This is a genomic window from Fodinicola feengrottensis, assembly GCF_010993775.1.
GTDB classification, from domain to species: domain Bacteria; phylum Actinomycetota; class Actinomycetes; order Mycobacteriales; family HKI-0501; genus Fodinicola; species Fodinicola feengrottensis.
The window spans coordinates 44,525-57,318 of record NZ_WOTO01000008.1; the positions used below are offsets into that span (position 1 = coordinate 44,525).

The 12,794-nt window shown below is 67.4% G+C and carries 10 protein-coding genes and 3 pseudogenes; 8 read left to right on the forward strand and 5 right to left on the reverse strand.

The annotated features are described in order from the left end of the window. Positions 1–184: 184 nt before the first annotated feature. Positions 185–787 (forward strand): alpha/beta fold hydrolase, encoded by a 603-nt coding sequence (locus GNX96_RS09390; RefSeq protein ID WP_163567776.1) that lies wholly within the window; start codon positions 185–187, stop codon positions 785–787. Continuing rightward, the gene (locus tag GNX96_RS09395) at positions 778–1,770 is read left to right on the forward strand and encodes an alpha/beta fold hydrolase (protein WP_163567777.1); all 993 of its coding nucleotides are present in this window, start codon (positions 778–780) and stop codon (positions 1,768–1,770) included. Before GNX96_RS09390 ends, GNX96_RS09395 begins: the two co-directional genes overlap by 10 nt. A gap of 64 nt (positions 1,771–1,834) precedes the next feature. Here GNX96_RS09395 and GNX96_RS50370 read toward each other — a convergent pair whose 3' ends face one another. Continuing rightward, a complete protein-coding gene (locus tag GNX96_RS50370) occupies positions 1,835–2,884 on the reverse strand; it encodes a SigE family RNA polymerase sigma factor (protein ID WP_279579867.1) in 1,050 nt (349 codons plus the stop codon). A gap of 148 nt (positions 2,885–3,032) precedes the next feature. Here GNX96_RS50370 and GNX96_RS62965 point away from each other — a divergent pair. From GNX96_RS62965 to GNX96_RS09415, 3 genes and pseudogenes are all read left to right on the forward strand, one after another. Beyond that, positions 3,033–3,895, forward strand: a pseudogene (locus GNX96_RS62965) (carbon-nitrogen hydrolase family protein). Positions 3,896–3,972: 77 nt separating this feature from the next. Next, positions 3,973–4,389: pseudogene (locus GNX96_RS62970) on the forward strand (APC family permease); the annotation flags it as partial. Between the two features lie 13 nt (positions 4,390–4,402). After that, positions 4,403–5,356 (forward strand): APC family permease, encoded by a 954-nt coding sequence (locus GNX96_RS09415; RefSeq protein WP_390623958.1) that lies wholly within the window; start codon positions 4,403–4,405, stop codon positions 5,354–5,356. Positions 5,357–5,475: 119 nt separating this feature from the next. On the opposite strand, the gene GNX96_RS09420 is transcribed toward GNX96_RS09415, so the two are convergent. Next, positions 5,476–5,952 (reverse strand): type III PLP-dependent enzyme domain-containing protein, encoded by a 477-nt coding sequence (locus GNX96_RS09420; RefSeq protein WP_163567779.1) that lies wholly within the window; start codon positions 5,950–5,952, stop codon positions 5,476–5,478. Further along, complete coding sequence (locus GNX96_RS09425; protein ID WP_163567780.1) at positions 5,856–6,758, reverse strand: alanine racemase; 903 nt, start codon at positions 6,756–6,758, stop codon at positions 5,856–5,858. Before GNX96_RS09425 ends, GNX96_RS09420 begins: the two co-directional genes overlap by 97 nt. Positions 6,759–6,974: 216 nt before the next feature. Here GNX96_RS09425 and GNX96_RS09430 point away from each other — a divergent pair, with 216 nt between their 5' ends. After that, complete coding sequence (locus tag GNX96_RS09430) at positions 6,975–8,123, forward strand: PP2C family protein-serine/threonine phosphatase (RefSeq protein WP_279579870.1); 1,149 nt, start codon at positions 6,975–6,977, stop codon at positions 8,121–8,123. Positions 8,124–8,148: 25 nt separating this feature from the next. Here the strand turns inward: GNX96_RS09430 and GNX96_RS09435 are convergent, their stop codons facing one another. Continuing rightward, positions 8,149–8,937 (reverse strand): hypothetical protein, encoded by a 789-nt coding sequence (locus GNX96_RS09435; protein WP_163567782.1) that lies wholly within the window; start codon positions 8,935–8,937, stop codon positions 8,149–8,151. Then, the gene (locus GNX96_RS09440; RefSeq protein ID WP_163567783.1) at positions 8,927–9,427 is read right to left on the reverse strand and encodes a sigma-70 family RNA polymerase sigma factor; all 501 of its coding nucleotides are present in this window, start codon (positions 9,425–9,427) and stop codon (positions 8,927–8,929) included. The genes GNX96_RS09435 and GNX96_RS09440 overlap by 11 nt, the downstream gene beginning before the upstream one ends. A 234-nt stretch (positions 9,428–9,661) precedes the next feature. Between GNX96_RS09440 and GNX96_RS09445 the strand changes: the two are divergent. Together GNX96_RS09445 and GNX96_RS09450 are read left to right on the forward strand one after the other, a co-directional pair. Next, positions 9,662–11,523 (forward strand): annotated as a pseudogene (locus GNX96_RS09445) (acyl-CoA dehydrogenase). 157 nt (positions 11,524–11,680) lie between these two features. Then, the gene (locus tag GNX96_RS09450; protein WP_163567784.1) at positions 11,681–12,772 is read left to right on the forward strand and encodes a hypothetical protein; all 1,092 of its coding nucleotides are present in this window, start codon (positions 11,681–11,683) and stop codon (positions 12,770–12,772) included. Positions 12,773–12,794 lie beyond the last annotated feature (22 nt).

Below are 12,794 nucleotides of genomic sequence, written 5' to 3' on the forward strand. Positions count from 1 at the left end.
AATGCAGTACGTCACATCATCGATTCGGGGTTGCCCTCGCGGTCAGGAAAAACACCCATCGGCACAGGTATCGGGGAATTCCCATAGCGTCTTTACCGGACCGGCTTCGCCGCCCGGAAATCTCTGGAAGCATCCTGACCTGCGGCTTCACCAGACCGGTGCGGCCGGCAGGAGGGAAGGCTCTATGAAGAGACTCATGGCGGTCGGTGCGGTGGCTGCTGTCGGAATGGGGATCCTGACCAGCCCGGTAGCGGTTTCAGCGGCACCACAGGCAAACTCGCCGCCGACCACGACGACCTCGTCGGTGGTGTGGGGCGCCTGCCCCGCCGGATATCCGGCCACGATTCAGTGTTCGACCGTGTCGGTCCCGCTGGATTACGCGCACCCGTACGGCAAAAAGATCAACATCGTGATCAGCCGGGCGAAAGCCACCGGCACCGCGGCGCAGCGTCAGGGCGTGCTGTTCGTGAACCGTGGCGGGCCTGGCGGCACCGGTGTCGCGTACGCGCAAAGCGTGCAGAACCGGCTGCCCACCTCGTTAAAGCAGGCGTACGACATCATCGGGTTCGACCCGCGTGGCGTCGGCCTGTCGCACCCGATCTACTGCGTCGACCCCCCCGCCACCTTCTACCAGGCGCCGGTGCCGGACCCGATCCCAACCTCCCGCCGCGACATCGCGATCAACACCGGGCGGTCCGCTCAGTACGCCGCCGGTTGCCTGTCCAAGAACGGCTCGGACGTGCAGTTCTACAACACACGCCGAACACCGCGCGGGACATGGACGTGATCCGGGCCGCACTCGGTGAGCAGAAGATCAACTACCTGGGCTACTCGTACGGCACCTATCTCGGCTCGGTCTACGCGACGCTGTTCCCGACCCACGCACGCCGGTTCATCCTGGATAGCAACGTCGACCCGACCGGTGTCTGGTACGACGACAACCTCGGCCAGAACGTCGCCTTCGACAAGTCCTTCCACGAGTTCCTCCGGTGGATCGCCAGCAACGACGCGGTGTTCCACCTGGGCACCACCGAGGCGAAGGTCTCCAAGGCCTGGTACGGCATGCGTGCCGCGCTGAAGAAGAACCCGGCCGGCGGAGTCGTCGGCGCGGCGGAGTTCGACAACGCGGGCTCCGGCGACATGTATTCCGACTCGACCTGGCCGGCCCTGGCGCAGGCGGTCAGCGACTACGTCAACAAGCACGACGACGCCGGGATCCTGGCGCAGTACGGCCCGACGGACCTCGCCGGCGAGAACGGCAACACCATTTACACCGTGGTCAGCTGCAACGACCAGGTGTGGCCGCACAACCTGCAGAAGTGGTACGGGGACGCGGCGAAGCAATACCAGAAGTATCCGTTCCTGGTTTACGGCAACCTGTGGTTCAACATGCCGTGCGCCTTCTGGCCGTACGGTGCCCGGCAGGCCACCAGGGTCGGCAGCACCAACGTGCCGAACACATCCTCCTGTTCAACGCGACCGGTGACCCCGGCCACGCCGTACGACGGGGCGCTGAACATGCACAAGGCGCTGCGCGGATCCAAGCTGGTGACGGTGACCGGCCAGTTCAACCACGGCCAGTACCTCTACCAGAGCAAGAACACCTGCACCCTCGGGTACGGGAATGACTACCTGCTCACTGGCAAGCTGCCCAAGACCGACGTGACCTGCGTTGGCGACCCGCATCCGACGCCGACGGCGGCCGCTGCGAAGAGCCAGGCCAAGGCTGCGCCCGGGCTCAGCAACGACCTGCCCGGTCGGGCTTTCTAGGATCTGACAACGAAAAGTGCGGCGACCCGCTCGGGGTCGCCGCACTTTTTTTTTTGTTTGTACGTCAGCGGTGACGCGCTGGCGCGGGCGCGATGCGCGGCGGCTGGGCCGGCGCGGGCACTGTGTGCGGGGGCCGGACCGGCGCGGGCGCGGCGTGCGGCGGATTCGCCGGCTGCGCTGGCGCCGCTCCCGGCTTGGCAGGCACCGCACGCGGCGGCGACACGGGTGGGGTGCCCAGCCGCGGCGGCCGCGGCTGCGTCGTGCACGCGGGCATGGGCGGTACGTCCGGTTTCACCGCCGTCGGCGCGCCGCTGCGTTTGACCGGCGGCTTCACCGGCAGCGGGGCCGGCACCGCACAGGGCGGCTTGACCGGCAGCGGAGCCACCGGCGCCGGTTTCGGAGTCGAACTGGCGGCGAAGGCAAACGGAGCCGCGCCGAGGCCGATGGCGCCGAGCACCGCCACCCCGGCGGTGGTCAGCGCGATCCGTCGACGGACCCTGCGGCGGACGACCTGGTCGGTGAGATTCAAGGGAACTGCCTCCTGGGAGATATCGCGCAGCGTGTCCCGAAGCACGTCCTCCAACTGGCTGCTCAAGACCTGGCCTCCAGGATTTCGGTGCGGCGGGCGAGCTCGGGCGCTAGTACGCGTAGCCGTGCGACGGCCTTGTGGGTCTGGCTTCGGACAGTGCCCGACCGAGCAACCGAGGATTTCCGCGACCTGCGTCTCGGAGAGATCCTCGAAATACCGCAGGACCAACACCGTGCGCTGCTTCCCGGTCAGGCGCATCAGCGCCTGCCGGACCTGCAGCCGCAGGTCGGTCTGCTGGCTCGGATCGGCAGTCGGGGTTTCCGGCAGTTGCTGGACGGTGGTCTCCCGGCGGCGGGCCGCCCACCTCCACCAACTGACCTGCTCGTGGTAGAGAACCTTGCGCACGTACGCCTCGGGATCCTCGTGCCGCAGGGTCCGCCATCTCACCAGGGTTTTGGTGAGCGCGGTCTGCAGCAGGTCCTCGGCCCGGTGCTGGTCCCCGGCGAGCAGGTACGCAAGGCGCATCAGCGCCGGGGTCCGTGCCGCCACAAACTCCCCGAACTGCCGCTTCGCCTCGCTGTCCACTCCACCCCTTCTCGGTCTTACCCACACTCAGACGCCACAGCCCTAGCGAATCTATGCCGCCTTCGCCGATTTTTCTTTTTTCAGCGTTGTGGTGACCACAACCGTCCCGTGGATGGCGCGGCGGCGAGAGCGGCCGCATGCTGAGCTGATGCCTCGCTGGTTGCCGATCGCCCTGGTGCAGTCCGACCCGCTGCCGGTGCGCACGTCCGGCGTGGACCTGGGCGCTTTCGCCGCGGACGTACGCGCGACCCTGGATCGCTTTCCACAAACCCGGTTGGTCGTTTATCCGGAACTGCATCTTTTTGGTGACCAGGCTGGCAATCCGGAGCTGGCCGAGCCCATCGGCGGCCGCCGAACCCGCGATCTGGCCGAGCTGGCCGGCGAGCTGGGCATCTGGCTGCTGCCCGGGACGCTTTGCGAGCGCGCGGACAGTACTGCTGTCTACAACACCGCCGCGCTGTTCTCGCCGGACGGCCAACTGGCCGGAACATACCGCAAATGCTTCCCCTGGCGGCCGTACGAGCCGTACCGTCCAGGCACCGGCTTCACCGTCATCGACCTGCCCGGGCTCGGCCGGGGCTGTCCATCTGTTACGACGCGTGGTTCCCCGAGGTGGCCCGGCAGTTGGCCTGGATGGGAGCTGAGGTGATCATCAATCCCACCCAGACCACCACCTCCGACCGGGCCCAGGAACTGGTTCTGACCAGGGCGAACGCGATCGTCAACCAGGTCTTCGTGGTGAGCCCCAACGCGGCCGCGCCGACCGGTGTCGGGCAGAGCCTGGTCGTCGACCCGGAAGGGCGCGTACGGGTGCGCGCCGGCCGGGCCGCGGAGGTGCTCACCGACGTGATCGACTTCGACGAGGTGGCGCGCGTACGCGCTTATGGCACGGCTGGGCTGAACCGGATGTGGCACCAGTTCCGGCCCGACGACGAGCCGCTCGAGCTGCCCGTCTACGGCGGCCGGATCGACCCGAGAACCTGGACCCCGAAGCAGGAGGGCACCCCATGAGTGATTCCCCGCAACGGTTGACCCGTACGCTCACCCTCGGCCCGCTGGTCCTTTTCGGCCTCGCGTATATGGCACCGATGATCGTGCTCGGCACTTTTGGCGTTCTGGACAAAGCATCCAATGGCACCGTGCCCACTGCCTATTTGCTGGCGCTGGTGGCGATGCTCTTCACCGCGATCAGTTACGGCCGAATGGCACGCGCCTTCCCGGTCGCCGGCTCGGCCTACACATACACCCGCCGAACCATCGACTCCCGCGTCGGTTTCCTCGTCGGCTGGGCAGTCCTGTTGGACTATTTCTGGCTTCCCACAGTCATCTGGCTGATCGGTGCTTCATATCTTTCGGCCGAGTTCCCCGGCGTACCGACCTGGCTGTGGATCGTCGCTTTTATCGCGCTGACCACCATTTTGAACATCCTCGGCCTGAAACTGGCGACGAACATCAACCTGCTGCTGATGGCGATGCAGGTCTTGGTACTGATTTTCTTCATTGTGCTGTCTTTCGGTCATGCCGCCTCCACCGCTGGCGCCGCCGGCATCCTCTCCGCCACCCCGTTCGGCCATCCCGGGCAGCACGCTCTCCGGCATCGCCGCCGCGGCCGCGATCGCCGCCTATTCGTTCCTCGGATTCGACGCCATCACCACCCTGACCGAGGAAACCCGCGATCCCGAACGTACGGTCCCGAAAGCCATCGTGCTGGTCACGATCATCGGCGGCGTGATTTTCGTGGTGGCCTCGTACGCGACGCAGCTCGTGGCGAGCAGCGTGCACATCAAGGACCCGAACTCGGCCGCATTCGAGATCGCCGCGGTGATTGGCGGCCGGCTTTTCTCCGCGATTTTCCTCGCCGGTCTGGTGATCACCCAGTTCGCCTCCGGCATCGCCGCGCAGGCCAGCGCCTCCCGGCTGCTCTACGCGATGGGCCGCGACTCGGTCTTGCCGAAGAAGATTTTCGGGTTCGTCAACGAACGGTTCCACACCCCTTTGATCAACATCCTGCTGACCGGCGCGGTCGGGCTGATCGGCATTTTCCTGGACATCTCCACGGCGGCATCGTTCATCAACTTCTTCGCGCGCTTTCACCGCATTCACGTTCGTCAATCTCTGCGTGATCGCGTACGCGCTGCGGCAGCGGACCCTACGGGGCCCGGCTGGATGGATTCTCAACTTGGTGATCCCGCTGATCGGCGCCGCGGTCGACGTGTGGCTGCTGACGAACCTGGACAGCAACGCCCTGCTTATCGGCCTTTGCTGGTTGGTCATCGGAGTGGTGATCCTGGTCTACCTGACCCGCGGTTTCCGGCGCCCGCCCCCAGAAGTCACCTTCTCCGAGTAATCCGCCTCCTACGACCGAAAAGAGCCCGATCCCGGAGAGTGGCCACAACTCCTCGGGATCGGGCTGGAATTCGTCACGCTGTCAGCATCTTTGATGACAGTCGCGCGGCGCCGCCACTGGCATAACGACGCATCGCTCGGCAGGAGCACAGCGACCCGTTCCGCCCCGGACCCAGCCGCCACACTCTTCGAACACATGTTCGAGTATAGCCGGACTCGCTAACAGCCCGCAGTTGGGGGTCGGTTCAGAAGAACGTACGGATGGCGTCGACGACTGTGGTGTTGGTGTCGATGACGGGGAGCAGGCGCCACTTGTCGAAGGCGGTGCACGGGTGCGCGATGCCGAAGGTCAGTACGTCACCGGGTCGCAATGGCAGATCTGATCGAAGGAAGGCGTGCTGGTCGTTGAGTTTGCCCACCTTCGCGCGGCCGGTGACGTCGGTACGAGTGCCGGCGGCGTCGATCCAGGTCAGCGGGATCGGGAGTTCCTGGTCGTACGAGACGTCCCGTTTGCCGAAGCCGACGATGGCGTTTGCCGGGCTCGGGGGTGGAGAGCACTTCGGCCCACAGCTCCAGGGCCGGCCGCAGCGCGCGGGGCCGTCACCGCCGGACCGGAGCGGGGAGGTCACCTCGTACGAGCCGTGGTCGTGGGTGACGTAACAGCCGCTGCGCAGGACCGTACGCACCGGCCGGCTGAGCGTGCCGATCTGCTCCGCGGCCACCACCACCCCCGGTCGAAGAACGCGCTGCCGCCGGCGGTGAAGAGGACCTCATCCCCGTCGAAGAGACCGCGCTTGTCGATCTCGGTGAGCAGGGCTGTCATCCGGCCGAGGACGGCGTCGATCGCCGCGAGAGTGACCGGCTCGCGGTTGGATCCGGCGACGCCTTCGAACGCCTCCACACCGGCCAGCCGAAGTTGGGGGAGGCCAGCGATGTGCTCGGCCAAGGCGAGTGCCTCGGTGTCGTCGCGTACGCCCGCACGGCCGGCCGGCAGGCCGACCTCCAGCAACACCGGGAGAGGTCGGACCGCGCCGGCGGCGGCCAGGATCGAGGCCATCCGGTCGGCCGTGTACGCGGAGTCGACCAGGCAGAAGAGCTCGAACGACTCGTCCGCGTCGAGCTGCTGCGCGACCCAGCGCAGGCCCACTGGGCTGACCAGCTCGTTGGCCAGCACGATCCGCCGTACGCCGAAGGAACGCATGATCCGGGCCTGGCTGACGGTGGCCGCGGTGACGCCCCAGGCACCGGCCTGGAGCTGACGGAGAAACAGCTGCGGAGCCATCGGGGTCTTGCCATGCGGAGCGAGCGACACGTTCCGGTCGGCGCACCATTTCGCCATCAGCGCGAGGTTGTGGTCGAGGGCGTCCTGGTGCAGCACCAGCGCGGGTAACAGCAGGTCGCCGGCCAGCACGTTCCAGCCGGCGGCGGCCACCGTGCCGATCGTGTACGTGGTTTCCGATGGCGGGAAGCCCTTGTACTGGTTGTCGATCGGCTCTCGGATCAGCTGCTCATAAGAAGCGGTGGTCACCGGAGAAACCCTCTCATGCGCCGGCCGTACGAGAGTGCCGCCCGTCCGGAAAAGGTCTCAACCCACGTCCGCGACATGCTGAGGATTGCACGAAACTGGAGGAGGGCGGACCGGCGGCGCGGTACGGTCCGGCCACACAGCTGACCGATGCCGAGCGGAGGTCGCGGATGGGAACCGTCACTGCGGTCGGCCACCGCCCGAAAACAGGGGGTTAGTGTGCCGCCGCGAGCACGCGGAGTGCATGCTGACCAGGTGGCAAGGTCATCTGACGCACGCAACGGGTCGATCCCGACCATCTGCCTGCTCGGCGCGATAGCCGCCGCCTTCCTCATCATCGTGCTGGACTGGGTACAGGGCCCCGGCACGCCGTACGTGGCGATGTTGGTCGGCCCGCCACTGCTGTCCGCGACCTACTGCTCGGCCCGGCAGGTCGCCCTGGTGGGCGCACTGAGCACCGGCCTGTGCCTGTTGTGGACGTATATCCAGGCGTACGAGCTCACGGTGGACTCGGCCACCCAGACCGCGGCGGTTGTCGCGGCCACCGGCGTCGGGTGCCTGCTCGCCTCGCTGCGCAGCCGGGACGGCGAGGCGGTCGCCGAGATGGGCCGGGCCGGCAAGGAGGCGCAGCAGGCGATCCTGCGGGACATCGACCCGGAGATCGGCCAGCTCAGAGTCGCGCACCGCTATATCTCGGCCACTCGGGGCGCGGAGATCGGCGGCGACCTCTACGAGGCCCTGGACACACCGTATGGTGTCCGGCTGCTGATCGGGGACGTGCGCGGCAAGGGCCTGGACGCCGTCCGGCTCGCCTCCACCGTGCTCGGTTCCTTCCGCCATGTCGCGCACGAGCGCGCCGACCTGCGGGCGGTCGTCGCGGACCTGGACCGGGCGGTCGCCCGGTCGGTCGGCATCGAGGACTTCGTCACCGCGGCCGTCATCGAAGAGCGCGGCGGCACCCTGACCGTACTGAACTGCGGTCACCCACCACCCCTGCTGCTACGCGACGGCGGGGTGACTCCCCTGGACCCGCCGGCCCCAGCGCCGCCGCTGGGCTTCCTGCCGGTGGCCCGGCCGCGGATCGAACGGCTGCAGCCTGGTGACCGGCTGCTGCTCTACACGGACGGCATCGCCGAGGCGCGCCGCGACGGCGAGTTCTTCCCGCTGGCCGAGCGGTCCTGGCGGATCCTTGGCCACGGCACCGTCAAGGATGGCCTGATGTCGCTGGAAAACGCCCTGCGCGACTGGGTGCGGAACCTGCTCGACGACGACATCGCGCTGGTGTTGCTGGAATACGCGGGCGCCGGCAGCACGGCCACCGGCCAGCCCATCCCGGCCTGGGAGTGGGACGCGGCCGTCGAGGAGTGACCGACCGCGGTCGGCCGGTGGGTGGCTATCGGCCGGTGGGAGGGCTGGAGCACCGCACCAAGGCGCCGTTCAGCAAGTCGCTGACGTTGGCGAAATTGCCCGCGTACATCTGCGCGACGATCGCGTTCTTCACCACGAACCCGATCGAATAGCCGCCGACGGTTTCGGTGTAGGCCATGACACCTGTCTTGTTCGGGATCGAGGACAGGTTGCCGTACGTCCTTACCAACAGGTCCTCGGTGCTGCCCACCGCGATGCCGCTGGGGGTGCGATATGCGGGGCTGCTGGTCTCGACGAGCACGATCCGGCCGGCGGCGTCGGCGCTGATCAGCAGGTCGCCCGGCTGATGCGGCCCGACCGCCTGGTAGGACGCGTTCTTCACACAGACATCGGCGCCGCTCTTGGCCGGGGTCAACCATCCGGACTTGAGCAGTGCCTGCACGTTGACGTTGAGGTAGTACGGGTCCACACCGGTCGTGGTGAAGGTGGCCGAGACGCTGGTGCCCCCGGCCGGCACGTGCCCCGCGTACGTCGGCGTGGCGTCCGGTGACTGCGACGGCTCGCCGGACCCGGTCGCTAAGTTGCCGCCCTGCCCGGCCGCGGAGATCGCCTGGTGGTGCCGCAAATACGGGCCGGCCACGCCGAGGACACCGCCGGTGGCGAGCACCAGGGCGGTCACCGCGGTGGCGGTCGCGATGGTGAGGCGGCGGCGCCGAATGGCCCGGCCACGGGTGCGTACGGCGTCCAGCCGAGGCTCCGACGCGTACGGCGGCTCGCCATCGTCAAGGTGACGAAAATCCAGGTCAGGCATCATTGCGCACCTCCTCTCCAGCGGTCAGTCCAGCTCGTACCAACGCCATCGCCCTGGATGCGGTGGATTTCACCGTGCCCACCGAGCAGCCAAGGGTTTCCGCGACATCCCGCTCGGACATGTCCGCGACGTATCGCATGATCAGCACCTCGCGCTGTCGCTTGGACAGCCGCTGCAGCGCCTGCTGCAGGTCCAGCCGCTCGGCGCGATGCGGATCGCCGCCGAGGTCCCGTTCGTGCAGCGCGCTCTCGCGCCTGCGCCAGCGAGTCAGCCGGCGGACCTCGTCCAACGCCAGGTTGCCGGCCACCCGCGCCACCCACGGTTCGGAGTGGCCGGAGACCGTCTTCCACCGGGCGTACGCCCGAGCGCAGGCTTCGGCGGCCACATCCTCGGCCTGACTGCGGTCGCCGAGAATGCGGTAGCCGACGCGGTACGCGATCGCGAAAAGATCACGGAAGCAAGCCTCATAGGGCTGTCCGGTCACAGCTCCCATCGCTTCCGCCTTCGGCCGGCGCACCGCAATTGACACCGTCAGATATATCCCACCTTCACCCTTTGCGCTGGTGGTCCAGCGTCTCCCCCTGTCAACGTGCGGACCTCGCCGGAGGTTGAGTGGGGGATTTCGTGAAGCACGTCTCTTGCGGCCGTTACCTGCGGGTAATATCCTTAGTTACTGACGAGTAATCGAGGCTGGCACTCCCTGCTGCTAGTGGAGGAAGCGATCACGATGGCGCACTACAAGAGCAACCTCCGGGACATCGAGTTCAACCTGTTTGAGGTCTTTGGAACCGGTGACCGGCTGGCGAAGGGTCCGTACGCGGAGTTGGACTCCGACACGGTGCACAGCATCCTGTCCGAGGTCGACCGGTTTGTCCGGGAAGACCTCGCCGAGCAGTTCGCGGACGCCGACCGCAACCCGCCGGTCTACGACCCGAAGACGCGCTCGGTGACGATGCCGGCCGCCTTCAAGGCGTCCTTCCAGCGCTTGATGGGCACCGGTTACGTCAGCCTGGACCTGCCCGAGGAACTCGGCGGCACACTCGCCCCACGGGCGCTCTGGTGGTCGCTCGCCGAGTTGGTGCTGGGCGCCAACCCGGCCGCGTTCATGTATGCCGGCGGTCCCGGTTTCGCGGCCACCTTCTGGCGGCTGGGCACCGACGAGCAGAAGAAATGGGCGCAGATCTTCGTCGACAAGCAGTGGGGCGCCACCATGGTGCTCACCGAGCCGGACGCCGGCTCCGACGTGGGCGCCGGTCGTACGAAGGCGATCCCGCAGGCCGACGGCACCTGGCACATCGAGGGCGTCAAGCGGTTCATCACCTCGGCCGAGCACGACATGACCGACAACATCATTCATTACGTGCTGGCCCGGCCGGTGGACACCGCCGGCGCCGGCGGCCCGGGCACCAAGGGCCTCAGCCTGTTCATGGTCCCCAAGTTCCACTTCGACGACGAGACCGGCGAGTTGGGTGAGCGCAACGGCGCGTACGTGACGAACGTCGAGCACAAAATGGGCCTGAAGGCCTCTCCACCACCTGCGAACTGACCTTCGGCGACGGTGCGGTGCGGCGGCGGTCGGCTGGCTGGTCGGCGAGGTGCACGACGGCATCCGGCAGATGTTCAAGATCATCGAGTACGCCCGGATGCTGGTCGGCACGAAAGCCATCGCCACCCTGTCGACCGGCTACCTGAACGCGCTCGACTACGCGAAGTCGCGGGTCCAGGGTGCCGACCTGACCCAGCAGACCGACAAGGCCGCACCGCGGGTGACCATCACCCACCATCCGGACGTACGCCGCTCGCTGATGCTGCAGAAGTCGTACGCCGAGGGCCTGCGCGCCCTGGTGCAGTACACCGCGAGCGTGCAGGACGACGTGATCGCCGCCCGGTTCGCCGGCGACGCGGCCGCCGAGAAGGCCGCCGAGCACCTGAACGACCTGCTGCTGCCACTGGTCAAGGGCGGCGGTTCGGAACGCTCGTACGAGCTGCTCGGGTCGCAGACCCTGCAGACGTACGGCGGCTCCGGGCTTCCTGCAGGACTATCCGATCGAGCAGTACATCCGCGACTCCAAGATCGACACGCTGTACGAGGGCACCACCGCGATCCAGGGCATGGACCTGTTCTTCCGCAAGATCGTGAAGGACAACGGCCAGGCGCTGACCGTGCTGGCGACTCAGATCAACGAAACCGTCGCCGCGGACGGCGGCAACGGCCGGCTGAAGCAAGAGCGGGCCGCGGTCGGGCAGGCGCTCGCCGACGTGCAGGGGATGGTCGGCACGCTGGTCGGTTTCCTGATGTCCAGCCAGGAAGAGCGGCGCAACGTCTACAAGGTCGGGCTGAACACCTCCCGACTGCTGCTGTCCCTGGTCGACCTGGTGGTCGGCTGGCTGCTCGTACGCCAGGCCGAGGTCGCACTCGGCGCACTGGACGCGGGTGGCCTCAAGCCCGCGGACGAGGCCTTCTACACCGGCAAGCTGGCCGCCGCGCGATTCTACACCCAGACGGTTCTGCCGGAGCTCACCGCCCGCCGTACCGTGGTGGAAACCACCAACCTCGACCTGATGGATATTCCGGAAGAGGCTTTCTAGGATCCGCCTCAACCCCACCACAAGGCGAAGAAACGCAGGTCACGCGACCTGCGTTTTTTTTCGTGCCGAGAAACCGTATCGCCCCTTGGGGCAGTCCCGGCGAATCCCATGCAACGGGTTTCGCCGCCGGTCCCGTCCTTCCCGTGTAGGGGTCGTCATGGAGCGGCTCCGAAAGATTCGGGGAAGGATTTCTTCTGATGAACTCTCGAATGACGACGAAACGATCCAGGGCGTTCGCGGGCGTACTTGCCGGTGTTTCGGTTTTCGCTGGCATCGCTTCGATTCCGGCGGCAGCGCAGGCCGCGACGGCACCGTACGACATCTCACCGCAGCGGGTGGCCGGTTCGTACGCGGCGGACGGCCTGCACGTGTTCGTACGCGGCACGACTGGCTATCTGTACCAGAAAGTTATCGCCAAGAACGGGCAGCAGGGTTCCTGGACCGTTTTTTCGACACCACCCAGGTCGCCAGCTCGCCTGCGTCCACTGTGGACAGTGAAGGCCGGGTTTACCTTGCCGTACGGGCAACAAACGGCAATGTCCTCTATCAGTGGCGGGAGCCCAACGGCAGCTGGACCGGCTGGAAGAACATCGGCGGCACGACGTACGGCGCGCCGGCCCTGCAGGCCATTCCGGCGCAGAACGGGCAATACCCCGAGGTTCTGATCGCCGCCCAGAACAGCGCCGGCCAGCCGCAGGCCCGGGCCTTCACGCCCGGGACCCTGTCGCCACCGATCGCACACTGGGCCAGCTGGGTGGGACTCGACGACCAGGTGCTGCAGGCCGCTCCGATGCTCGGCGCCGCCCAAGGATGCCAGGACACCCCGCGGGACGGCGCACCCGACTCGGCCCAGCCGAACGCGGTCGTCCTGCTCGGACGAGGCAGCAACGGAAACGGCATGCAGCGGGAGGTCTGCGGTGACGCGCCGTCGCCGGCGCCGGCGACCTGGTTCCTCAACTCCGAGGGCACCAGCTCCGGTATCGCCAGCGACTCGCACGGCGGGGTTTGGTTCCGAGGCACCGACGGAGCGCTCTGGGACGGGACCCGGGTAGGTGTTCCGGCTGCCGGGCGTCGGGTGGCTTGCACGCCGACCGTCGCCGGCTACCAGGTGCCGAAGAACGGTGGCACGCCGACGGACCCGCGCTCCGTGCTGGTCCGGGACGACCAGGGCACCAGCTGGCTTTACGTTCCGGTGGAAGAGGACGGCACTGGCGGCACCTGGACGAACCTGGGCGGCATCGCCACCTGATCCACTGTCTATCCACGGTTTC

What these genes read in the sequence shown, in the direction of transcription:
- GNX96_RS09390 (WP_163567776.1), top strand. Translation starts at nt 185, where the DNA reads ATGAAGAGACTCATGGCGGTCGGTGCGGTGGCTGCTGTCGGAATGGGG.
- GNX96_RS09395 (WP_163567777.1), top strand. Translation starts at nt 778, where the DNA reads ATGGACGTGATCCGGGCCGCACTCGGTGAGCAGAAGATCAACTACCTG.
- GNX96_RS09415 (WP_390623958.1), top strand. Translation starts at nt 4,403, where the DNA reads ATGCCGCCTCCACCGCTGGCGCCGCCGGCATCCTCTCCGCCACCCCGT.
- GNX96_RS09435 (WP_163567782.1), bottom strand. Translation starts at nt 8,937, where the DNA reads ATGATGCCTGACCTGGATTTTCGTCACCTTGACGATGGCGAGCCGCCG.
- GNX96_RS09440 (WP_163567783.1), bottom strand. Translation starts at nt 9,427, where the DNA reads ATGGGAGCTGTGACCGGACAGCCCTATGAGGCTTGCTTCCGTGATCTT.
- GNX96_RS09450 (WP_163567784.1), top strand. Translation starts at nt 11,681, where the DNA reads ATGGAGCGGCTCCGAAAGATTCGGGGAAGGATTTCTTCTGATGAACTC.